The organism is Streptomyces sp. NPDC006393, from assembly GCF_040628575.1.
Classification (GTDB): domain Bacteria; phylum Actinomycetota; class Actinomycetes; order Streptomycetales; family Streptomycetaceae; genus Streptomyces.
Window position 1 is genome coordinate 1 of the sequence record NZ_JBEXZD010000007.1, and the last position, 19,644, is coordinate 19,644.

A 19,644-nucleotide genomic window follows, 5' to 3' on the forward strand; every position below is an offset into this window, starting at 1 on the left:
ATAAATTTAACAGGGCTTTGATCCTGGAGATGTTAGATAACTTAATAAAGATGGAGGTGTTTTTACATGGTAAAACGTACTTATCAACCAAATAAACGTAAACATAGTAAAGTTCATGGTTTCAGAAAACGCATGAGCACTAAAAATGGCCGTAAAGTCTTAGCGCGCCGTCGTCGTAAAGGCCGTAAAGTTTTATCTGCATAAGATCACTGACTCATCAGTGGTCTTTTTTTTCGTTTTGAATACAGTAATTTTATTCAAACATTAACGATCAAACGTATTGTTGAATGGGTTAATTGATAGATGATAGAGAAAAACTTTTGACTGAAATCAGCGTTTTCAATATAAATGCTGGTTTATTTTTAGTTAAATTTTAGATGGTTTATAATACTAAGGTAAGAGAATTTGATAAGCGAGTGATGTTTGGTGGAAAAAGCGTACCGTATAAAGAAGAATGCAGATTTTCAAAAAATATATAAAAGTGGAAAGTCTGTCGCAAATAGACAATTCGTAGTATATACCTATGATAATAAAGAACAAGAACATTTTCGCTTAGGAATTAGCGTTTCAAAAAAATTAGGTAACGCTGTTACTAGAAATAAAATTAAGAGAGCGATAAGAGAAAACTTTAAAGTTCATAAACAAGATATTATAACGAAAGATATTATTGTGATTGCAAGACAACCAGCTAAAAAAATGTCCACTTTAGAAATTCAAGGTAGTTTAGAACATGTACTTAAAATAGCTAAAGTATTTAATAAGAAAATTCAATAGGGTAGGGGAGCTAGTTTTACCCCGTCGACTGTTTTCCGTGTGCCGTTGCGACCGTTCCCGTGTGCGCTCAGCGCCGCCAGGGCAGCTCGGCCGTCACGCGGGTGGGCCCGCCGGCCGGGGAATCGACGACCAGGATCCCGTCCACCGCGTCCAGCCGCTCCGCCAGCCCCGCGAGCCCCGACCCGGCGGAGACGCCGGCGCCGCCCACCCCGTCGTCCATGACCTGGAGCATCAGCCGGTTCTCCGAGCGCCACACGTCCACCGAGGCCGACCTCGCCCGGCTGTGCTTGCTGATGTTCTGCAGCAGCTCGGACACCGTGAAGTACGCGATCCCCTCGATCGCCGGAGCCGGCCGCTCCGCCAGCTCCACCTCCACCCGCACCGGCACCGTGCAGCGCGAGGCGACCGCGGACAGCGCCGCGTCCAGGCCCCGGTCCGTCAGGACCGCCGGGTGGATCCCGCGCGCCAGGTCACGCAGCTCCTGCAACGCGGTCTTCACCTCGCAGTGCGCCTCGTCCACCATGCGTGCCGCCGCGTTGGGGTCCTCGGCCAGCTTCTCCTTCGCCAGTCCCAGATCCATCGCCAGCGCCACCAGCCGGGCCTGCGCCCCGTCGTGCAGGTCCCGCTCGATGCGCCGCAGGTCGGCGGCGGCCGTGTCCACCACGACCCCCCGGTCCGACTCCAGCTCCACCACCCGCGCCGACAGCCGCGACGGCCCGAGCAGGCCGTGCACCATCACCCGGTCCACCGTCGTCAGCGCCCGGATGATCCACGGCGTGGCCAGCGTGAACAGCAGACCCACCAGCCCGGTCACCGTGATCTCGAACGGGTTGTCGAGGTAGATCCGGTGGTGTTCGTCGCCGTAGAGCTGGATGCCGCCCTGGCCGGCCCACATCGGGAAGACCCAGAACCACAGCGGGTACGTCAGCAGCGTCCAGCCCACCGACCAGACGGTCACGGCGACCACGAAGGAGAACACCGCCCACGGGAACTGCACCACGGCGTAGAGCAGGGACCGCCAGGAGGTGCCGCTCTTCAGCACGGCGCCGGTCCAGGCCAGCAGTCCGTTGCCGGTCTTCGGACGCAGCGGCTCCGGTTCGGCCACCTCCAGGCCGAGCAGCCCGCGGGCCCGCGCCCGCTCCAGCATGCCGAACCCGCGGCAGCCGGCGAGCGCCGCCGCCAGCACCGGGATCCCCAGGAACGTCACCAGCAGGCCGCCGCCCAGCGAGACCATCGTGACGGCGTACGTGAAGAGCATGATGCCGACCGGCAGGCCGAGGAGCACGTATCCGAACTCCCGCCAGCTGCGTGCCTCGAACGGCGCCCGCAGGCCGGCGGGCAGCCGGTGCCGCCGGCCGGAGTCCTCGCCGTGGAAGCCGGTCCCGCTGTAGGGCCCGTATCCCTGTCCGTACTGCGATCCGTACTGGTGCGATCCGTACTGGGTGGCCATCGGCGTCGTCCCGTTCCCCTCGTGCTGCTCGTCGTGGTGCTCGCGTGCTTCCGCTGGTACTCCTTCAGCCTGCTGGACCGCAGGTGACGGGGCCATGGAGCGGGTCGGCGTCCTGGGCGGGGGGTTTTCCCTACCCCTTGCGGGTGCCCGTGCCCCGGCCGCCCGGGGTGCCGGTCCGGTCCCGCCAGGGCAGTTCCGCCGTGATCGTCGTCGGACCGCCCTCCGGCGACTCGACGACGAACAGCCCGTCGACGGCGCCCAGCCGCTCCGCCAGACCCCGCATACCGGTGCCGCGGTCCAGGCTGGCGCCGCCGCGGCCGTCGTCCCACACCTGGACGAGCAGCCGGTCGTCGGTCCGCCACACGTCCACCGAGGCCGACCTCGCCCCGCTGTGCTTGCTGATGTTCTGGAGCAGCTCCGAGACCGTGAAATAGGCGATGCCCTCGATGGCCTCGGCCGGACGCGCGTCCAGGTCGACCGTCACCTTCACCGGCACCGTGCAGCGCGTGGCGACCGACGACAGGGCCGCGTCCAGGCCGCGGTCGGTCAGCACGGCGGGATGGATGCCGCGGGCCAGGTCGCGCAGCTCCTGCAAGGCGAGCTTCACCTCGCCGTGCGCCTCCTCGACCATCGCGGCGACGTTGTCGTCGGCCTGGCCCTCCAGCAGCTTCTCCTTGGCCAGACCCAGCCCCATCGCCAGATTGACCAGCCGGGCCTGGGCCCCGTCGTGCAGGTCCCGCTCGATGCGCCGCAGGTCGGCGGCGGCCGTGTCCACCACGACCCCCCGGTCCGACTCCAGCTCCGCGATCCGCCGCTCCAGCTCGTCGGAGGGCGACAGCAGCGCCCGCACCATCGCCCGGTCCACGTTCGCCAGGCCCCGCGCGAGGAACGGCAGTACCGGCCACAGCACGAACAGCGACGTCAGGGTGACGGTGAAGGTGAGGATGCCCCAGGGCAGCCGGATGAAGTCGTACAGCGCCGTACGCCAGCCCACCGGGTCCTTCAGCGCCAGCCACAGCCGGTTGAACAGCCCCTTGGTGCGGCCCAGCGGCAGCGGACTCGGCTCGTCGATCCGCACCCCGAGCAGCGCCCGGGCGCGCGCCCGCTCCAGCCTGCCCAGCTGCCGGGCGCCCATCAGCCCGGCCGCGAGCAGCGGGAAGCCGACGACGGTGACGGTCATGCCGGTGCCGATGGTCAGCACGGTCACCACATAGACGAAGCCGAACAGCGCCACGGGCAGGTTCACCAGGAGATGCGCGATCTCCTTCCAGGTGGCCGGGTCGAAGGCGAAGCGTGCCGGCGGCAGCCGGTCCCGGTCCTGGTCGTCGGCGCCGGACGCCGCCGGGTCGGTGGAAGGGATAGGTGCGGTCATACGAGTCAGCGTGCCGTGCGACGGGCCCCCGGCGCCATGAGGCCGACCGCCCTGGCCGCCGGGGGAAAACCCCACCCCGCCCCACGGTGCGGGGGCCCGTCTCACGGAATGCGGCGGGTCCGTCTCACGCTGCGGCCGGCCTGTCTCATGGTGCGACGGGCTGCTTACCCTCTCTTTATCAGGGCCTAGACTCCCGTGCGTACAGAATGACGGACACCACGAGGTCAGGGAGCGAGGGACGGACCGGTGCCTGAGACGTTGCCGCAGACGGCGCCTGAGTCGACCGTCGTCGCGGCGGACTACTTCCAGTCCTACTCGGTCGTGGGCCTGCTCGCCGTCGTGGGTGTGCTGTTCGTCGCCGTCGCCTTCGGCGCCGGCCGCCTGCTGCGCCCGGTGGTCCCCACGCCCGAGAAGCTCCTGACGTACGAGTGCGGTGTCGACCCCGTCGGCGAGGGCTGGGCGCACACCCAGGTCCGCTACTACGTCTACGCCTTCCTGTACGTGATCTTCGCCGTCGACTCGATCTTCCTGTTCCCCTGGGCGACGGTCTTCGCCGCCCCCGGCTACGGCGCGGCGACGCTGGTGGAGATGTTCGTCTTCCTCGGCTTCCTGGCCGTGGGCCTGCTGTACGCATACAAGAAGGGCGTCCTGGCATGGACGTGAACCCCTCGACCACGGGCGCGAACGGCCCGGCCCAGGGCGTGAACCCCTCGGCCCCCGAGCCCGTGAACCTCTCGGCCTCCGAGCCGGTGTACCTGCCGGAGCCGAAGCGGCTGGGCGCGCTCGCGCGCCTGGCCCCCGAGCCGATGAAGGTCATCCTGAACTGGGGCCGCCGCTACTCGCTGTGGGTCTTCAACTTCGGCCTCGCCTGCTGCGCCATCGAGTTCATCGCCGCGTCCATGGCCCGCCACGACTTCATCCGCCTCGGCGTGATCCCGTTCGCGCCCGGCCCCCGCCAGGCCGACCTGATGGTGGTGTCCGGCACGGTCACGGACAAGATGGCCCCGGCGGTGAAGCGTCTGTACGAACAGATGCCCGAGCCCAAGTACGTCATCTCCTTCGGCGCCTGTTCCAACTGCGGCGGGCCCTACTGGGACTCGTACTCCGTCACCAAGGGCGTCGACCAGATCATCCCGGTGGACGTCTACGTCCCCGGCTGCCCGCCGCGCCCGGAGGCGCTGCTCCAGGGCATCCTGAAGCTCCAGGAGAAGATCGCGCGCGAGTCGCTGGGGGAGCGGTACGGCAACGCCCCGGGCCGGCCCTCGCCCGCCGCCCTCCAGAGCGATCTGGTCCAGCCGCCCGCCCCGGCTCCTGCCGGGACCGCCGGCGAAGGGGACCCGCGATGACCGGCACCGGCTGGCTGCCCGCGCCCGCCGAGGAACTGTTCGGCGCCGAGGCCACCGCGGAGGAGTCCTACGAGGTCCTGACGGTCGACGTACCGCCGACCGCGTGGGTGTCCGCGCTGCGGACCGCCCGCGACGAGCTGGGCTGCACCTACTTCGACTGGCTGAGCGCGGTCGACGAACCGGGCACCGGCTTCCGGGTCTCCGCCCACGTGGTGGCGCTCTCCCCGGTACGGCGGCTGCTGCTGCGCACCACGGTCGCGCACGAGGCGCCGGTCCTGCCCAGCGCGGTGGACGTCTACGCCGGTGCGGCCTGGCACGAACGCGAGACCCACGAGATGTTCGGAGTCGGCTTCGAGGGCCACCCGGCCCTGGACCACCTCCTGCTCCCGGAGACCTTCGAGGGCCACCCCCTGCGCAAGGACTTCGTCCTGGCCGCCCGGGTCGCCAAGGCCTGGCCCGGGGCGAAGGAACCGGGCGAATCGGAGCACGGGGGTCCCAAGCGCCGCCAGATGCTCCCGCCGGGCGTGCCCGACCCCAACGAGTGGGGGCCCATGAAGGGCCGGCTCCCGGCCGCCCCGGCCCGTCCGGCGAGGGGCGCCGGCCGAGCGGCGGGCGAACGCCCGGCCCGTGCCGTCGGCGACCGCCCGGCACGGCGCACCCGCACGGCGGCCGAGGGCTCGGCCAGCCAGACGGCCGCGGCGACGGGAGCCGGAGAGGCCGGAGAGGCACCGCCAGCTGGTGCGGCGCAGGGCGTGGCGCCGGAGGGTGCCGTCGCCAGGCCGCGCCGGATGCGGAGCGCGAGCCAGGGCTCGGCGAGCCAGCAGCGGGCCGCCGCGTCGGAGGAGGCACACGTGAGCCCGGCGGCTCCGGAGAGCGCGGCGGCTCCGGAGAGTGCGGCGGCAGGGAAGCAGGCCGCGGCGGAAGGCACCACCGAGCAGGCCCCGGCGGCGGAGGGACCGGCCGCGGAGGCCTCGGTGGCCCACGAGCCCGTCGCTCCGGCCGAGGGGCCGGCTACCCCGGCACCGTCCCGGCCGCGCCGCGCGGGCAGCGCGAGCGAGGGTTCGGCCTCGCAGCGGGCGCGGGCGGCGACCCCGGAGGAGTCCAGGCCGTCCACGCAGGCCAAAGCCCCCCGCAGCTCGGACGCCCCCTGGCACCACGCCCGCCCGGCCTTCGACGAGCCAGAACCGAAGCCCGAACGCAAGCCCGAACCGGCGCCTTCGCCGGAGCCCGAAGCGGCGCCTTCGCCGGAGCCCGAAGCGGCGCCCGCGCCCGAGCCTGAAGCGGCGCCCGCGCCCGCGCCCGAGCCCACACGTGGAGCCCGCGACCAGCCCGACCAACCCGACCAGCCGGACAACCCGGATAGTCCCGACCACCCCGGCAACCCCGACCACCCCGGCAACCCCGACCACCCCGGCAACCCCGACCATCCCGGCAATCCCGACCACCCCGACCGTCCCGAAGGAGGCCCGCAGTGAACGACGTTGTCGACGTCGCCCTGCGACTCCTGATCGTCTTCGTGGTCTTCCTCACCTTCCCGCTGATCGTCGGTCAGACCGAGCACAAGGTGATGGCCCACATGCAGGGCCGCCTCGGCCCGATGTACGCGGGCGGCTTCCACGGGTGGGCGCAGCTCGTCGCGGACGGTGTGAAGTTCGCGCAGAAGGAGGACGTGGTCCCCGCGGGCGCGGACCGCCGCATCTTCCAGCTCGCCCCCGCCGTCGCCCTCCTGCCGTACCTGCTGGTCCTGCTCGCCATCCCCGTCGGGCCGGGCGAGGGCGCGGTCGGGCAGGTCCTGGACGCGGGCATCTTCTTCGTGCTCGCCGTGATGGGCGTGGGCGTCCTCGGCTCCCTCATGGCCGGATGGGCCTCCGCCAACAAGTTCTCCCTCCTCGGCGGCCTGCGCACCGCCGCCCAGCTCCTCGCCTACGAACTCCCGATGCTGCTCGCCGCAGCCTCCGTGGCGATGGCGGCCGGCACGGTCTCCCTCATCGGCATCCTCGACGCCTTCCACTGGTGGTGGCTGCCCTGGCAGATCGTGGGCGCGATCGTCTTCTTCGTCGCCGGCCTCGCCGAGCTCCAGCGCCCTCCGTTCGACATGCCGGTCGCCGATTCGGAGATCATCTTCGGCGCCTACACCGAGTACACCGGTCTGCGCTTCGCCCTGTTCCTCCTCGCCGAGTACGCCGGGATCATCGTCCTGTGCGGTCTGACCACCGTCCTCTTCCTGGGCGGCTGGCACGGTCCGTGGGGCGCCGACGGCCTCGGCTGGGTGTGGACCCTGCTGAAGACGGCCGTCCTCGCCTTCGTCGTCATCTGGCTCCGCGTCACCTATCCGCGGCTGCGCGAGGACCAGCTCCAGAAGCTGTCCTGGACCCTCCTCGTCCCCCTGTCCCTCGCCCAGATCGCCCTCACCGGCATCGTCAAGGTGGTGATCTCCTAGTGTCCCCCGTACCTGGCTCCGGCCTCGCCAAGGGCCTGGCCGTCACCCTGCGCACGATGACGAAGAAGACCGTCACCGAGCAGTACCCGGACGCCCTGCCCGACCTGCCTCCCCGCAGCCGCGGCGTGATCGGCCTGTTCGAGGAGAACTGCACGGTCTGCATGCTGTGCGCCCGTGAGTGCCCGGACTGGTGCATCTACATCGACTCCCACAAGGAGACGGTCCCGGCGGCCACCCCCGGCGGCCGCGAACGCAGCCGCAACGTCCTCGACCGCTTCGCCATCGACTTCTCCCTGTGCATGTACTGCGGTATCTGCATCGAGGTCTGTCCTTTCGACGCCCTGTTCTGGTCCCCGGAGTTCGAGTACGCCGAGACCGACATCCGCGACCTCACCCACGAGCGCGACAAGCTGCGCGAGTGGATGTGGACCGTCCCGGCCCCGCCCGCCCTCGACCCCGGAGCGGAGGAGCCGAAGGAGATCGCCGCCGCCCGCAAGACCGCCGAGAAGCTGGCCGCGGCCCAGGCCGAGTCCGCCGAACCGAAGCCCCAGGCCGAGTCCACCGAACCGAAGCCCCAGGCCGAACCCACCGATCAGAAGGAAGGAGAAGGACAGTCGTGACCCTCGCCGCCGCACAGCACGGCTTCCTCTCCCCGACGGGCGTCGAGATCGCCTTCCTCCTCGTCGGCCTGGCCACCTTCGGCGCCGCGCTCGTCACCGTCACCACCCGGCAGCTGGTGCACGCCGCCCTGTGGCTGGTGGTGACCCTCGGCGGCCTCGCCGTCGAGTACCTCCTGCTCACCGCCGAGTTCATCGCCTGGGTGCAGGTCCTCATCTACGTCGGCTCCGTCGTCGTCCTCCTCCTGTTCGGTCTGATGCTGACCAAGGCCCCCATCGGCCGTTCACCGGACGCCGACTCCGGCAACCGCTGGGCCGCCCTCGTCGTGGCCGTGGCCTCCGCGGCCGCCCTGGTCTGGGTCGTCGTCGACGCCTTCCGCACCACCTGGATCGACCTGGACGGCGCCGCCGCCGGCACCACCAAGGTCACCGGCGAAAGCCTCTTCCAGAACTGGGTCCTGCCCTTCGAGGCCCTCTCCGTCCTGCTGCTCGCCGCCCTGGTCGGCGCGATCGTCCTGTCCCGCAAGGCGAAGGCGGTAGCCGCCACCGCCGCCCAGGCCCGCGAGGCCCGGGGCGGGCAGGCCGCCGAGGAAGGCGCCCGCTGATGCACCTGGTCTATCCCGCCGTACTCTCCGCCCTCCTGTTCTGCACCGGCCTGTACGGCGTCCTCGCCCGCCGCAACGCGATCCTGGTCCTGATGTCGGTCGAGCTCATGCTCAACGCCGTCAACCTCAACCTGGTCGCCTTCGACGTCTGGCTCAGCAAGGCCGCCCGCGAGACCCTGCACTCCGGCCAGGCCCTGACCCTGTTCGTCATCGCCATCGCCGCCGCCGAGATCGGCATCGGCCTGGCGATCGTCCTCGCCGTCCACCGCAACCGCGGCACCTCGGACATCGACCGGCTCCGCGACGCCGCCGAGGGACCCGACGACGACCCCGACCCCGGCCACGACAGCGACGCCGCCGCGACCGCGCGGGCCGCCGAGAAGGCTGAGGCCACCGCGTGACCACGACCACCCTCGCCGTCCTCGTACCCCTCCTTCCGTTCCTGGGCGCCGCGGCCGGCCTGCTGCTCGGCCGCACGGTCCCCGGCTTCGCCCGCCCGCTCGCGGTCCTGCCGACCCTCGCCTCCCTCGTCCTGACGGTGCTGGTCGCCGCCGGCCAGGGCGGCGGGCCCGCCGTGGACGCCGCCACCGAACTCACGCCCACCGGCTCGGTGCCCATCGAGCTCGCCCTGCACATCGACGGGTTCGCCGCGCTCGTAGCCGTCCTGGTCGGCGTCGTCGCCACATGCGTGCAGATCTACTCGACGGGCTATCTCCGCGACGACCCGCGCTACCCGTCGTACGCCGCTCTCGTCTCCCTGTTCACCTCCGCGATGCTGCTCGTCGTCTACTCGGGCGACCTGATCGTGCTGCTGGTCGGCTGGGAGATCATGGGCATCTGCTCCTACTTCCTGGTCGGCCACTACTGGGAGACCCCGGAGGCCCGCGCCGCCTCCATCAAGGCCTTCCTGGTCACCAAGCTCGGCGACGTGCCCTTCCTGATCGGCCTGTTCGCGCTCGCCACCGACACCGGGTCCTTCCGGATCACCAAGGTCCTCGGCGCCGTCGCGAACGGCGGCCTGCACCACCCGACCCTGATCGCCCTGCTGCTCCTCGCGGGCGTGGCCGGCAAGTCGGCGCAGTTCCCGCTGCACACCTGGCTGCCCGACGCGATGGCGGGCCCGACCCCCGTCTCCGCGCTGATCCACGCCGCGACGATGGTCGCCGCCGGTGTCTACTTCGTCGCCCGTCTCCTCCCCGTCTTCCAGGCCTCCTCGGCCGCGATGGTGGTCCTCGCCGTCATGGCCGCCGTGACGATGGCCGGTTCGGCGCTCGCCGCGCTCGCCCAGGACGACATCAAGCGCGTCCTCGCCTACTCGACGATCGGGCAGCTCGGCTACATGACCGGCGCGCTCGCCGTCGGCGACCGCGACGCCGCCGTCTTCCACCTCCTGTCCCACGGCGCCTTCAAGGCGCTGCTGTTCCTCGCCGCCGGCGTGATCATCCACGCCGCCGGCACCAACTCGCTGGCCGCCATGTCGCGCATGGCCGGGCTGCGCGACCGCGTCCCGGACGCCTACTGGACGATGACCGTGGCGCTTCTCGCGCTCGCCGCGATCCCGCCCTTCAGCGGCTTCTTCTCCAAGGAGTCCGTGCTCGGCGCCGCCGAGCACGTCGCCACCGGCCACACCGGCCACGCCCCCGGCCCGGCCGGCTGGATCGTCCTCGTCGCCGGACTCCTCACCGCGCTGCTCACCGCCGCGTACGCCATGCGGCTGTGGTTGCTGGCCTTCCGCGGCCGGGGTGCCGAGGCCCCCGACCACGGCCGGCAGCCCCTGGCCATGAACGCCGTGCTGTGGGTGCTCGCCGTGCCGTCCCTCGCCTTCGGCGGCCTGGCCTTCCGGGTGCTGCCCGACTGGTTCGACGGCCGCGACCTCGCCCCGACCCTGACCACCTCCGTGCTCGGCACGGGCCTGGCCCTGGTCGGCGGCATCGTCACCTACGGCGCCTGGCGGCACACCGGCGCGCTCGCGGCCCGGGTCCCGCTCGGTGCGGTCGCCGCTCACCCGGAGGCCGACGCCGGACTCGTCGAGGCCGAGGCCATCGCCACCCACCGGCCCGCCTACGGCGACATCGCCTACGCGCCCGACCCCGCCGACCCCGGACGACTGCTACTCGGCCCGCTCCACCGCCACGCGGCCACCGGCTTCCACCTCGATGCCGTGTACGCGACCCTCTTCGTCCGCCCGGTCCTGGCCGGGGCGAGCCTCGTCAGGTTCCTCGACCGCGAGGTCGTCGAGACCTACGTACGCGGCGCCGGAGCCGTGCCCCGGCTGCTCGGAGCCGCCGTACGGCGGGCCCAGACCGGCAATGTGCAGACCTATGTGAGCGCGCTGCTCGCCGGCACCGTCGTCCTGACGGTCGCCGCCGTCCTTCTCGCCACGGGAGCGTGAGCAGGCGTGATCGATATCAGCGAGTCCGTGATGCAGTTCCTTCTGGCATTCGTCGTCGTCGGCCCGCTCCTCGGGGCGCTCGCCGCCCTCCTTCCGGCCCCGCCCGGGCTGAAGGGGAAGTCACCGGAGCAGGCCGTGCTCCGGCACGGCGTGACCGTCACCGGCGCGATCCTCCTCGCCGCGATCGTCCTCGCGGCCGGCTTCGACCACGACCACCCGTCGAAGATGCAGGCCACGACCGACATCAGCTGGATCCCCGCACTCCATGTGCGCATCCACCTCGGCATCGACGGCATCTCGCTCCCCCTCGTCGTCCTGACCGCGCTGCTGACCTTCCTCTGCGCGCTGTACTCCTACTTCAAGCCGCCCGCGGGGCCCACCCCGAAGGCCTTCGTCGCGCTGCTGCTCCTGCTCGAGTGCGGCACCCTCGCCACCTTCGCCGTCCTCGACCTGCTGCTGTTCTTCCTCGCCTTCGAGACGGTGCTCGTCCCGATGTACTTCCTCATCGCCCGCTGGGGCGGCGAGGGCCGTCGCGCCGCCGCCTGGCGGTTCATCCTCTACACCCTCCTCGGCTCGGTCGTCATGCTGCTCGGCCTGCTCCTGATCGGGATCAAGACCGGCACGTTCGACATGGTGGCACTCGCCACTGACAACGGCCGGTCACTCACCGCATCCGTGCAGGTCATCGCCGTTCTGGCGATCGGGATCGGGCTCGCGGTCAAGACCCCGATGTGGCCGCTGCACAGCTGGCTCCCGGACGCCCACACCGCCGCCCCGACCGTCGGCTCGGTCCTGCTGGCCGGTGTCCTGCTGAAGATGGGCACGTACGGGTTCGTCCGGATCCTGCTGCCGATCGCACCGCACGGCTTCCACACCTTCGCGCCCTACCTGGCCGCCCTCGCCGTCGTCGGGATCATCTACGGGTCCCTGGCCTGCCTCGCCCTCGCCAAGCGCGGCGCCAAGGGCGACCTGAAACGGCTCATCGCCTACTCCTCCGTCGGCCACATGGGCTTCGTGCTCCTCGGCATCGCCACCATGACCCCGACCGGCGTCAACGGCGCCCTGTTCGCCAACATCGCCCACGGCCTCATCACCGGCCTGCTGTTCTTCCTGGTCGGCGGGCTCAAGGACCGCACCGGCACCACCGACCTCGACACCCTGGCCGAGGAAACCGGCGCCGCCCTCTACGGCAAGGCACCCCGCCTCGGCGGCCTGCTCGCCTTCGGCGCCGTCGCCTCGCTCGGCCTGCCCGGCCTCGCCGGATTCTGGGGCGAGATGCTCGCCCTGTTCGGCGCGTTCAAGCCCGCCGCCGACCTCAGCCGGCCCGCCTTCCTCACCTTCATGGCGATCGGCGCGTTCGGCACCCTGCTGACGGCCGCGTACATGCTCGTCGTGGTCCGCCGCGTCTGCATGGGCGCCGTGCCGCGGCAGGCCCCGCCCCTCGCCGACGTCCACAGCTTCGAGTTCGCGGCCTGGACCCCGCTCGTCGCCCTCACCGTCCTCGCCGGACTCTGGCCGAAGGCCTTGCTCGGGCTCACCGACCCGGCCGTGCAGCAGCTCCTCGCAGGAGGCACCCGATGAGCGTCCTGGCCCAGCCGCAGGCCGCGTCGGCGGTCCAGTCCGTCGACTGGCTCGCCGTCGCGCCGCCCACCCTCACCGCGGTGATCGCCCTGGTGGTCCTGGTCGCCGACCTGTTCGTGCCGAAGACGCGCAAGCCCCTCCTCGGCCGGCTCTCCGTCGCCGGCCTCGCCGCCTCCGCGCTGTTGCTGCTGCCCCTCCTGGACGGCGACCGCAGCACCTTCTGCCTGACCAAGCAGGCCGGCGTGTGCAGCTACACCGCCGACCACTTCACCCTCGTCATCCAGTTCCTGGTCCTCGGCGGCGCCCTCCTCGCGGCCCTGCTGTCCGTCACCGCGCTGAAGGACGCGCGGGGAGGACTCCCCGAAGGGGAGTACTGGTTCCTGCTGCTGTCCTCCGCCGCCGGAGCCGCGCTCCTGCCCGCCTCCCGCGACCTCGCGACCCTCATCGTCGCCCTGGAGGTCGCCTCCCTGCCCGCCTTCGCCCTCGTCGGCCTGCGGCACGGCGACCGGAGGTCCTCCGACGCGGCCCTGAAGTTCTTCCTGTCGTCGGTCACCGCCACCGCCGTCAGCCTGATGGGCGTCAGCTTCGTCTACGCCTCCACCGGCACCCTCTACCTCACCCAGATCGCCGACCGCGTCCAGCACGTCGACGGACAGCTCCACACCCTCGTCCAGACCGGCGTCGTCCTCACCCTCGTCGGCTTCGCCTTCAAGACCGCCGCCGTCCCCTTCCACTTCTGGGTGCCCGACACCTACGTCGGCGCGCCCCTGCCCATCGCCGCGTACCTGTCCGTGGTCGGCAAGGCCGTCGGCTTCACCGGCCTGATCCTCGTCACCGTCGTCGCGTTCCCCTCGTACGCCGGCGCCTGGGGCCCCGCGCTCGCCGCGCTCGCCGCCCTCACCATGACCGTCGGCAACGTCGGTGCCCTGCGCCAGCAGGCCACGCGCGCGTACAGCGCGATCCGGCTGCTCGCCTGGTCCTCCGTCGGCCAGGCCGGCTACCTCCTGGTGCCGATCGCCGCCGCGGGCTACTCCAAGGACGCCCAGAAGTCGATCGGCTCCACGGTCGCCTACGCCCTGATGTACGCCGCCGTGAACCTCGGCGCCTTCGCCGTGGCCGCGCTCGTGGGCCGTACGAGGCGGCACAACCGCCTCACCGACTATCGCGGCCTGTACGCCACCAACCCGGTGACCGCCCTCCTCCTGGCCTTCTTCCTGCTGTGCCTGGCCGGGCTGCCGCCGGGCGTCATCGGACTGTTCGCGAAGGTCACCGTCTTCTCCGCGGCCGTCGACGCCGGACTCGGCTGGCTCGCCGTCGTCATGGCCGTCAACGTCGTCGTCGCGCTGTTCTACTACCTCCAGTGGGCGGCCCTGCTGTTCCGCGCCCCCGAGGGCGAACCCCTCCGGCACCGCGTCCCGGCCCCCCTCACCGCCGCGATCACCCTGACGGCCGTCATCGGCATCGCCCTGTCCGGCGCACCCCAGCTTGTCCTGCGCTTCGCGGGCAGCGGCCTGTTCTGAACCGGCGCCCTCGCACCCGCCGGGGAACCCGCGGCGCTCGCCTGGCGTTGACCCGACAGGAAGGGTCAACTGGACGTGACACCACGACACCAGTGACACCGCACAGCAACAAGCGAAGGGTTCCCCTGCCGCACCACTTGGAGGGCGTACCGTGCACCGCCGGCACAACGGGCTCAGGACCGCAGTACTCCTCGGGGGACTGTCCGCACTCATCATCGTCATCGGCAGTCTCTTCGGCCGCACCGGCCTGATCGTCGCCGTGCTCGTCGCCATCGGCACCAACGCCTACGCGTACTGGAACAGCGACAAGCTGGCCCTGCGCGCGATGCGCGCCCGCCCGGTCAGCGAGTTCGAGGCCCCGGCGCTGTACCGCATGGTCCGCGACCTCTCCACCCAGGCCCGCCAGCCGATGCCCCGCCTGTACATCTCCCCGACGGAGGCGCCCAACGCCTTCGCGACCGGCCGCAACCCGCGCAACGCGGCCGTGTGCTGCACCGAGGGCATCCTGCGCATCCTGGACGAGCGCGAGCTGCGCGGCGTCATCGGCCATGAACTCAGCCACGTCTACAACCGCGACATCCTGATCTCCTCCGTCGCCGGCGCCCTCGCCTCCGTGATCATGTTCCTGGTCAACTTCGCCTGGCTGATCCCGGTCGGCCGCTCGGACGACGACGAGGGCCCGGGCCTGCTCGGCATGCTTCTGATCATGATCCTGGGGCCGCTCGCCGCCACGCTCATCCAGCTGGCCATCAGCCGCTCCCGGGAGTACGAGGCCGACGCGTCCGGCGCCCGCCTCACCGGTGACCCCCTCGCCCTCGCCAGCGCCCTGCGCAAGCTGGAGACGGGCACCCGACAGCTCCCGCTGCCCCCCGAGCCGCGCATCGAGACCGCCAGCCACATGATGATCGCGAACCCGTTCCGGCCGGGCCAGGGAATGTCGAAGCTGTTCTCCACCCACCCGCCGATGGCAGAACGCATCACCCGACTCGAGCAGATGGCAGGTCATCACCGATGAAGACCATCCTCAACATCATCTGGCTCGTCCTGAGCGGCTTCTGGCTGTTCCTCTGCTACGTCGTCGCGGGCGTCCTCCTGTGCATCACGGTCATCGGCATCCCGTTCGGCATCGCGGCGTTCCGCATCGGCGTCTACGCCCTGTGGCCCTTCGGGTACACCACGGTCGAGCGCCGCGACGCGGGCGCGCCCTCCTGCATCGGCAACGTGCTCTGGCTGATCCTGGCCGGCTGGTGGCTGGCGATCGCCCACATCGTCACGGGCCTCATGCTCTGCCTCACGATCATCGGCATCCCGTTCGGCATAGCCAACTTCAAACTCATCCCCGTCTCGCTGCTCCCGCTGGGCCGCGAGATCGTCCGCACCGACGAGCCGTTCGCGGCCCGCTGACGCTCACGCCGAGGCGGGCGAGCGGGTCAGCCGGCCGCCGGGCGCCGTCGTACCCCGTACGCGGCCGCCCCCACCGCCAGCACACCCGCGCCCACGGCCACCGACAGCCAGGGCAGGGCGAACGCCAGGGCCGCGCAGCCGAGAAGACCCACCGCCGGTACCGCCCGCCGGACGGGCGAGGAGTCGAGGGTCCAGGCGGAGGCGTTGGCGACGGCGTAGTACGCGAGGACCCCGAAGGAGGAGAATCCGATCGCGCCCCGGACGTCCACCGTGGCGGCCAGGACCGCGACCACCGCGCCCACGGCGAGCTCGGCCCGGTGCGGCACACGGAAACGCGGATGCACGGCGGCCAGCGCGCCCGGCAGATGCCGGTCCCGGGCCATGGCCAGGGTGGTGCGGGACACGCCCAGGATCAGTGCGAGCAGCGAGCCGAGCGCGGCCACGGCGGCGGCGACCCGTACCACCGGGACCAGCCCCGGCACCCCGGCCGCCCGCACCGCGTCGGCCAGCGGCGCGCCCGCCCGCGCGAGACCGTCCGGCCCCAGCACCGCCAGCACGGCCACCGCCACACCCACGTACACGGCCAGGGCGATGCCCAGGGCGACCGGGATCGCGCGCGGAATGGTGCGCGCCGGATCGCGCACCTCCTCGCCGAGGGTCGCGATCCGCGCGTACCCGGCGAACGCGAAGAAGAGCAGCCCGGCCGCCTGCAGAACGCCGACGGCACCCCGGGAGTCGCCGATGGCGAGCCGCCCGGCGTCGGCCGCACCGGAGCCCAGGCACACGACGGCCACGGCGGCCAGCACCGCCAGCACCACCGCCACGATCGTCCGCGTCAGCCAGGCCGACTTCTGGATGCCGCCGTAGTTCACCACGGTCAGCACCACCACGGCCGCGACGGCCACCGCGTGCGCCTGGCCCGGCCAGACGTACGCGCCGACGGTGAGCGCCATCGCCGCGCAGGAGGCCGTCTTGCCGACCACGAACGCCCAGCCCGCGAGGTAACCCCAGAACACGCCGAGCCGCTCGCGCCCGTACACATAGGTGCCGCCCGAGGCGGGATACCGGGCGGCCAGCCGTGCCGAGGAGTCGGCGTTGCAGTAGGCCACGACGGCGGCGACCGCGAGCCCCACCAGCAGCCCTGAGCCCGCCGCCCGCGCCGCCGGCCCGAGGGCGGCGAAGATTCCGGCCCCGACCATCGAGCCGAGCCCGATGACCACGGCGTCCCCGACCCCGAGGCTGCGCCGCAGCCCGGCGGCGGACGCGGGCGAGGACGAGGAGGCCGGGCCGGGGGAGTGGCCGGGGCAGCGTGTCATGGCTCGGGACCCTACTGGCCGATGCAACCGTGAGGTGTGGCCGTGTCGTCTTCTCCGTCAACACGGCACGAACACGCGTGTGGCACACATGACGACGCACACCGGTCGTCGAGGAAGGCGGGTTCAAGGCATGAGCGTCATCAGCTGGATCATCCTGGGACTGTTGGCCGGGGCCATCGCGAAGTTCCTGCTGCCGGGCCGCGACCCGGGCGGCTTCATCGGCACGACCCTCATCGGCGTCGCGGGCGCGTTCATCGGCGGCTGGATCTCGGCACGCTGGCTGGACCACCCGATCGCGAAGCACTTCTACGACGGCGCCACCTGGGCCGCGGCGATTGGCGGCTCCCTGGTGCTGCTGATCGCCTACCGCATCCTGTTCGGCAACTCACGGGACTGAGCCCGGAACGCGGCCCGCGGACACGAGAGGGGCGGACACCGGCCGACGGTGTCCGCCCCTCTCCCGTACCTCTCGTACGGTTCGCGTGTCTCTCGTATCTCTCGTATCTCTGTACGGACTACCGGTAGTTCACGAACTGCAGCGCGAAGTCGAAGTCCTTGCCCTTCAGCAGGGCGATCACGGCCTGGAGGTCGTCGCGGCTCTTGGAGCTGACCCGCAGCTCGTCGCCCTGGACCTGGGCCTTCACACCCTTGGGACCCTCATCGCGAATGATCTTCGCCACCTTTTTGGCGTTCTCCTGGGAGATGCCCTCCTCGATCGAGGCGAAGATCTTGTACTCCTTGCCGGAGAGCTGGGGCTCGCCCGCGTCCAGGGCCTTCAGCGAGATGCCCCGCTTGATCAGCTTGGACTGGAAGACGTCGAGGACGGCCTTCACCCGGTCCTCGGAGTTCGCCTCCATGAGGATCTTGTCACCGGACCACGAGATCGAGGCACCCACGCCCTTGAAGTCGTAGCGCTGCGAGATCTCCTTGGCGGCCTGGTTGAGGGCGTTGTCGACCTCCTGCCGCTCGACCTTCGAGACGATGTCGAAACTGGAGTCGGCCATGTCCTGTGGCTCCTTGTATCGGGGTCTGTCGGAGTGTGTCGGGTGCGTGCGGGATGCGTACGACTCGCGTACGCGTCGCCTGCCGGCGGGCGTGGGGAAGCCGCCGAGGCGGATCTTCGGATCCCGGGCCGCATCCGCACCAGCCTAGCCACCCCCCGCTCCCACGGCGCGGATCAATCGGGTGGCGAAGCACCCCTGCGCATCGGGTATTGTTTACGTCGTTGCCAGGGAGCACCGCCGAAAGGCGGTTCGAACGGCAGCGAACCCGGCGGTGTGCCCGAGCGGCCAAAGGGAGCAGACTGTAAATCTGCCGGCTCAGCCTTCCCAGGTTCGAATCCTGGCGCCGCCACATTGGGGAACCCCCTCCACCTGCGGAAACGCAGAGTGGAGGGGGTTTCTTCGTGTTCCCGGCCGCCGCTGTTCGGTCCGAGTCGCGTTCTTCGCCGCCCGCCTCGCCACCTCACCGAAGGCGGTAACAAATGGTGCATGGCCGATGACGCTCTGTTTCGCTGACATCGAGGGCGCTGTCCGGCGCCCGTACCTCGCGTGAGAGGCGCGGAGCATGAAGATCGCAGGCAGGACTCTGATAGGTGCGATGACCCCGGCGGCCGTGGCGGGACTGGTGATGCCGCTGGCGCTCGCCTCCCCGGCGGCCGCGGCGCCGGGCTCGACCATCAACCGCGTCGGCTCGTTCGTCAACTACGGCGCCGCGCCCGGCGCGAGAAACCAGGTGAACGTCACGGCACCCGGCGGAGTCCTCACGGTGACCGACACGGCCACCATCGCCGCGGGGGTCGGCTGCCGTCAGGTCAACGCGACCACGGTGACCTGCGGACAGGCCGGAGGCGTCGGCTACTTCAACGCGAACCTGGGTGACATGGACGACCGCTTCACGGACGGCCTCCCCGCCCCGACCTTCCGGGTCGTCCTCGACGCCGGCAGCGGCAGCGACTCCGTGACCACCGGCGGCGCGAACGACGTCATCCACGTCTCGGACACGTCCGCGGACACCGTCAACTGTGGCGCCGGCACAGGTGACATCGCCAGCGGAGACCCGCTCGACCACTTCACGGGCTGCGAGGTGCACACCCCGTAGAAGAACCGCAGCGGCCCCCGCCCCGCTTCCCCTCGGGGCCCCGCTCAGTTCCCCGCCACCGACTTCACCGCCACCGACACCGGGGTCGAGCCGCCGACGAGTTCCAGGGTCAGACCGGCCGTCGCCGGGGTGTCCACCAGCTCGGCGAGGACGGTGGCCACGTCGTCGCGGGGAACCGAGCCGCGACCGGTGTGCGCCTCCAGACGGACCTGCCCGCTGCCCGGCTCGTCCGTCAGCGAACCGGGGCGCAGGATCGTCCAGTCGAGGGCCTCCTGGGCGCGTACGTGGTCGTCCGCGGCGCCCTTGGCGCGCAGGTACACGTCGAAGACCTCGTCGCCCTTGTGCCGGGCGTCCGCGCCCATGGACGACACCACCAGGTGGCGCCGGACGCCCGCGCGGACCGCCGCGTCCGCGAACAGCACCGCCGCGCCCTTGTCCACCGTGTCCTTGCGGGCCGCGCCGCTGCCCGGACCCGCGCCCGCCGCGAACACCGCCGCGTCCGCGCCCCGCAGCCGTTCGGCGACCTCCTCCACCGAGGCGGACTCCAGATCCAGCACGACCGGTTCGGCGCCGGCCGCCCGCAGGTCGTCGCCCTGTTCGGCGCGGCGGATGATCCCCGCGACCTCGTCCCCGCGCGCGGTGAGCAGCCGCTCCAGCCGCAGCGCGATCTGACCATGACCACCAGCGATGACAATGCGCATGTCTCCGACCGTACGCCCGGACGGCC

Annotated in this window: 21 protein-coding genes and 1 tRNA gene; 17 read left to right on the top strand and 5 right to left on the bottom strand. The window is 70.5% G+C overall.

The features are described from left to right. Window positions 1-66 precede the first annotated feature (66 nt). Both rpmH and rnpA read left to right on the top strand, forming a co-directional pair. Window positions 67-204 (top strand): 50S ribosomal protein L34, encoded by a 138-nt coding sequence (gene rpmH, locus ABZ484_RS05200; RefSeq protein ID WP_000240855.1) that lies wholly within the window; start codon window positions 67-69, stop codon window positions 202-204. A 222-nt stretch (window positions 205-426) separates the two neighbouring features. Then, entirely contained in the window at window positions 427-774 is a 348-nt protein-coding gene (gene rnpA / locus ABZ484_RS05205) for a ribonuclease P protein component (protein WP_002466372.1), read from the top strand. 67 nt (window positions 775-841) lie between these two features. Here the strand turns inward: rnpA and ABZ484_RS05210 are convergent, their stop codons facing one another. Both ABZ484_RS05210 and ABZ484_RS05215 read right to left on the bottom strand, forming a co-directional pair. Continuing rightward, entirely contained in the window at window positions 842-2,224 is a 1,383-nt protein-coding gene (locus tag ABZ484_RS05210; RefSeq protein WP_358864533.1) for a sensor domain-containing protein, read from the bottom strand. Between the two features lie 130 nt (window positions 2,225-2,354). Next, on the bottom strand, window positions 2,355-3,596 hold the full coding sequence (locus ABZ484_RS05215) for a sensor domain-containing protein (RefSeq protein WP_358864534.1): 1,242 nt from the start codon (window positions 3,594-3,596) through the stop codon (window positions 2,355-2,357). Window positions 3,597-3,854: 258 nt separating this feature from the next. Here ABZ484_RS05215 and ABZ484_RS05220 point away from each other — a divergent pair, with 258 nt between their 5' ends. The 12 genes from ABZ484_RS05220 (at window position 3,855) to ABZ484_RS05275 (ending at window position 15,501) form a co-directional block, all read left to right on the top strand. Then, entirely contained in the window at window positions 3,855-4,259 is a 405-nt protein-coding gene (locus ABZ484_RS05220; RefSeq protein WP_358864631.1) for an NADH-quinone oxidoreductase subunit A, read from the top strand. Then, window positions 4,250-4,942: an NADH-quinone oxidoreductase subunit B family protein gene (locus tag ABZ484_RS05225; RefSeq protein WP_358864535.1), complete on the top strand. Its 693-nt coding sequence runs from the start codon at window positions 4,250-4,252 to the stop codon at window positions 4,940-4,942. Before ABZ484_RS05220 ends, ABZ484_RS05225 begins: the two co-directional genes overlap by 10 nt. Next, the gene (locus ABZ484_RS05230; protein WP_358864536.1) at window positions 4,939-6,417 is read left to right on the top strand and encodes an NADH-quinone oxidoreductase subunit C; all 1,479 of its coding nucleotides are present in this window, start codon (window positions 4,939-4,941) and stop codon (window positions 6,415-6,417) included. The genes ABZ484_RS05225 and ABZ484_RS05230 overlap by 4 nt, the downstream gene beginning before the upstream one ends. Then, entirely contained in the window at window positions 6,414-7,382 is a 969-nt protein-coding gene (locus tag ABZ484_RS05235) for a complex I subunit 1 family protein (protein WP_358864537.1), read from the top strand. The genes ABZ484_RS05230 and ABZ484_RS05235 overlap by 4 nt, the downstream gene beginning before the upstream one ends. Beyond that, entirely contained in the window at window positions 7,382-8,002 is a 621-nt protein-coding gene (locus ABZ484_RS05240) for a 4Fe-4S binding protein (protein WP_358864538.1), read from the top strand. The genes ABZ484_RS05235 and ABZ484_RS05240 overlap by 1 nt, the downstream gene beginning before the upstream one ends. Further along, on the top strand, window positions 7,999-8,604 hold the full coding sequence (locus ABZ484_RS05245; RefSeq protein ID WP_358864539.1) for an NADH-quinone oxidoreductase subunit J: 606 nt from the start codon (window positions 7,999-8,001) through the stop codon (window positions 8,602-8,604). The genes ABZ484_RS05240 and ABZ484_RS05245 overlap by 4 nt, the downstream gene beginning before the upstream one ends. Beyond that, window positions 8,604-9,005 carry an NADH-quinone oxidoreductase subunit NuoK gene (gene nuoK / locus ABZ484_RS05250; RefSeq protein WP_358864540.1) on the top strand — a complete coding sequence of 134 codons (402 nt, stop codon included), beginning with the start codon at window positions 8,604-8,606 and terminating at the stop codon, window positions 9,003-9,005. The genes ABZ484_RS05245 and nuoK overlap by 1 nt, the downstream gene beginning before the upstream one ends. Continuing rightward, window positions 9,002-10,996 carry an NADH-quinone oxidoreductase subunit L gene (locus ABZ484_RS05255; RefSeq protein WP_358864541.1) on the top strand — a complete coding sequence of 665 codons (1,995 nt, stop codon included), beginning with the start codon at window positions 9,002-9,004 and terminating at the stop codon, window positions 10,994-10,996. The genes nuoK and ABZ484_RS05255 overlap by 4 nt, the downstream gene beginning before the upstream one ends. A gap of 6 nt (window positions 10,997-11,002) precedes the next feature. After that, on the top strand, window positions 11,003-12,577 hold the full coding sequence (locus ABZ484_RS05260) for an NADH-quinone oxidoreductase subunit M (protein ID WP_358864542.1): 1,575 nt from the start codon (window positions 11,003-11,005) through the stop codon (window positions 12,575-12,577). Then, window positions 12,574-14,097, top strand: a complete 1,524-nt coding sequence (locus ABZ484_RS05265) for an NADH-quinone oxidoreductase subunit N (RefSeq protein ID WP_358864543.1) — start codon at window positions 12,574-12,576, stop codon at window positions 14,095-14,097. Before ABZ484_RS05260 ends, ABZ484_RS05265 begins: the two co-directional genes overlap by 4 nt. A gap of 151 nt (window positions 14,098-14,248) precedes the next feature. After that, the gene (gene htpX / locus ABZ484_RS05270; RefSeq protein ID WP_358864544.1) at window positions 14,249-15,112 is read left to right on the top strand and encodes a zinc metalloprotease HtpX; all 864 of its coding nucleotides are present in this window, start codon (window positions 14,249-14,251) and stop codon (window positions 15,110-15,112) included. Continuing rightward, a complete protein-coding gene (locus ABZ484_RS05275; protein ID WP_358864545.1) occupies window positions 15,109-15,501 on the top strand; it encodes a YccF domain-containing protein in 393 nt (130 codons plus the stop codon). Before htpX ends, ABZ484_RS05275 begins: the two co-directional genes overlap by 4 nt. A 26-nt stretch (window positions 15,502-15,527) precedes the next feature. Here the strand turns inward: ABZ484_RS05275 and ABZ484_RS05280 are convergent, their stop codons facing one another. Then, the gene (locus tag ABZ484_RS05280) at window positions 15,528-16,817 is read right to left on the bottom strand and encodes an APC family permease (RefSeq protein WP_358864546.1); all 1,290 of its coding nucleotides are present in this window, start codon (window positions 16,815-16,817) and stop codon (window positions 15,528-15,530) included. 130 nt (window positions 16,818-16,947) lie between these two features. Here ABZ484_RS05280 and ABZ484_RS05285 point away from each other — a divergent pair, with 130 nt between their 5' ends. Continuing rightward, entirely contained in the window at window positions 16,948-17,214 is a 267-nt protein-coding gene (locus ABZ484_RS05285) for a GlsB/YeaQ/YmgE family stress response membrane protein (protein ID WP_358864547.1), read from the top strand. 118 nt (window positions 17,215-17,332) lie between these two features. Here the strand turns inward: ABZ484_RS05285 and ABZ484_RS05290 are convergent, their stop codons facing one another. After that, window positions 17,333-17,821, bottom strand: a complete 489-nt coding sequence (locus tag ABZ484_RS05290; RefSeq protein WP_019756392.1) for a YajQ family cyclic di-GMP-binding protein — start codon at window positions 17,819-17,821, stop codon at window positions 17,333-17,335. A 267-nt stretch (window positions 17,822-18,088) separates the two neighbouring features. Between ABZ484_RS05290 and ABZ484_RS05295 the strand changes: the two genes are divergently transcribed. Next, a tRNA-Tyr gene (locus ABZ484_RS05295) sits at window positions 18,089-18,170 on the top strand. A gap of 213 nt (window positions 18,171-18,383) precedes the next feature. Next, the gene (locus ABZ484_RS05300) at window positions 18,384-18,917 is read left to right on the top strand and encodes a hypothetical protein (protein ID WP_358864548.1); all 534 of its coding nucleotides are present in this window, start codon (window positions 18,384-18,386) and stop codon (window positions 18,915-18,917) included. 44 nt (window positions 18,918-18,961) lie between these two features. Here ABZ484_RS05300 and ABZ484_RS05305 read toward each other — a convergent pair whose 3' ends face one another. Beyond that, complete coding sequence (locus tag ABZ484_RS05305) at window positions 18,962-19,618, bottom strand: SDR family oxidoreductase (protein ID WP_358864549.1); 657 nt, start codon at window positions 19,616-19,618, stop codon at window positions 18,962-18,964. Window positions 19,619-19,644 lie beyond the last annotated feature (26 nt).

Coding starts and splice junctions, on each gene's coding strand:
- ABZ484_RS05280 (WP_358864546.1), bottom strand. CDS start 16,817: ATGACACGCTGCCCCGGCCACTCCCCCGGCCCGGCCTCCTCGTCCTCG.
- ABZ484_RS05225 (WP_358864535.1), top strand. CDS start 4,250: ATGGACGTGAACCCCTCGACCACGGGCGCGAACGGCCCGGCCCAGGGC.
- ABZ484_RS05215 (WP_358864534.1), bottom strand. CDS start 3,596: ATGACCGCACCTATCCCTTCCACCGACCCGGCGGCGTCCGGCGCCGAC.
- ABZ484_RS05285 (WP_358864547.1), top strand. CDS start 16,948: ATGAGCGTCATCAGCTGGATCATCCTGGGACTGTTGGCCGGGGCCATC.
- ABZ484_RS05300 (WP_358864548.1), top strand. CDS start 18,384: ATGAAGATCGCAGGCAGGACTCTGATAGGTGCGATGACCCCGGCGGCC.
- ABZ484_RS05230 (WP_358864536.1), top strand. CDS start 4,939: ATGACCGGCACCGGCTGGCTGCCCGCGCCCGCCGAGGAACTGTTCGGC.
- ABZ484_RS05210 (WP_358864533.1), bottom strand. CDS start 2,224: ATGGCCACCCAGTACGGATCGCACCAGTACGGATCGCAGTACGGACAG.
- ABZ484_RS05265 (WP_358864543.1), top strand. CDS start 12,574: ATGAGCGTCCTGGCCCAGCCGCAGGCCGCGTCGGCGGTCCAGTCCGTC.
- rpmH (WP_000240855.1), top strand. CDS start 67: ATGGTAAAACGTACTTATCAACCAAATAAACGTAAACATAGTAAAGTT.
- ABZ484_RS05290 (WP_019756392.1), bottom strand. CDS start 17,821: ATGGCCGACTCCAGTTTCGACATCGTCTCGAAGGTCGAGCGGCAGGAG.
- ABZ484_RS05275 (WP_358864545.1), top strand. CDS start 15,109: ATGAAGACCATCCTCAACATCATCTGGCTCGTCCTGAGCGGCTTCTGG.
- ABZ484_RS05305 (WP_358864549.1), bottom strand. CDS start 19,618: ATGCGCATTGTCATCGCTGGTGGTCATGGTCAGATCGCGCTGCGGCTG.
- nuoK (WP_358864540.1), top strand. CDS start 8,604: ATGCACCTGGTCTATCCCGCCGTACTCTCCGCCCTCCTGTTCTGCACC.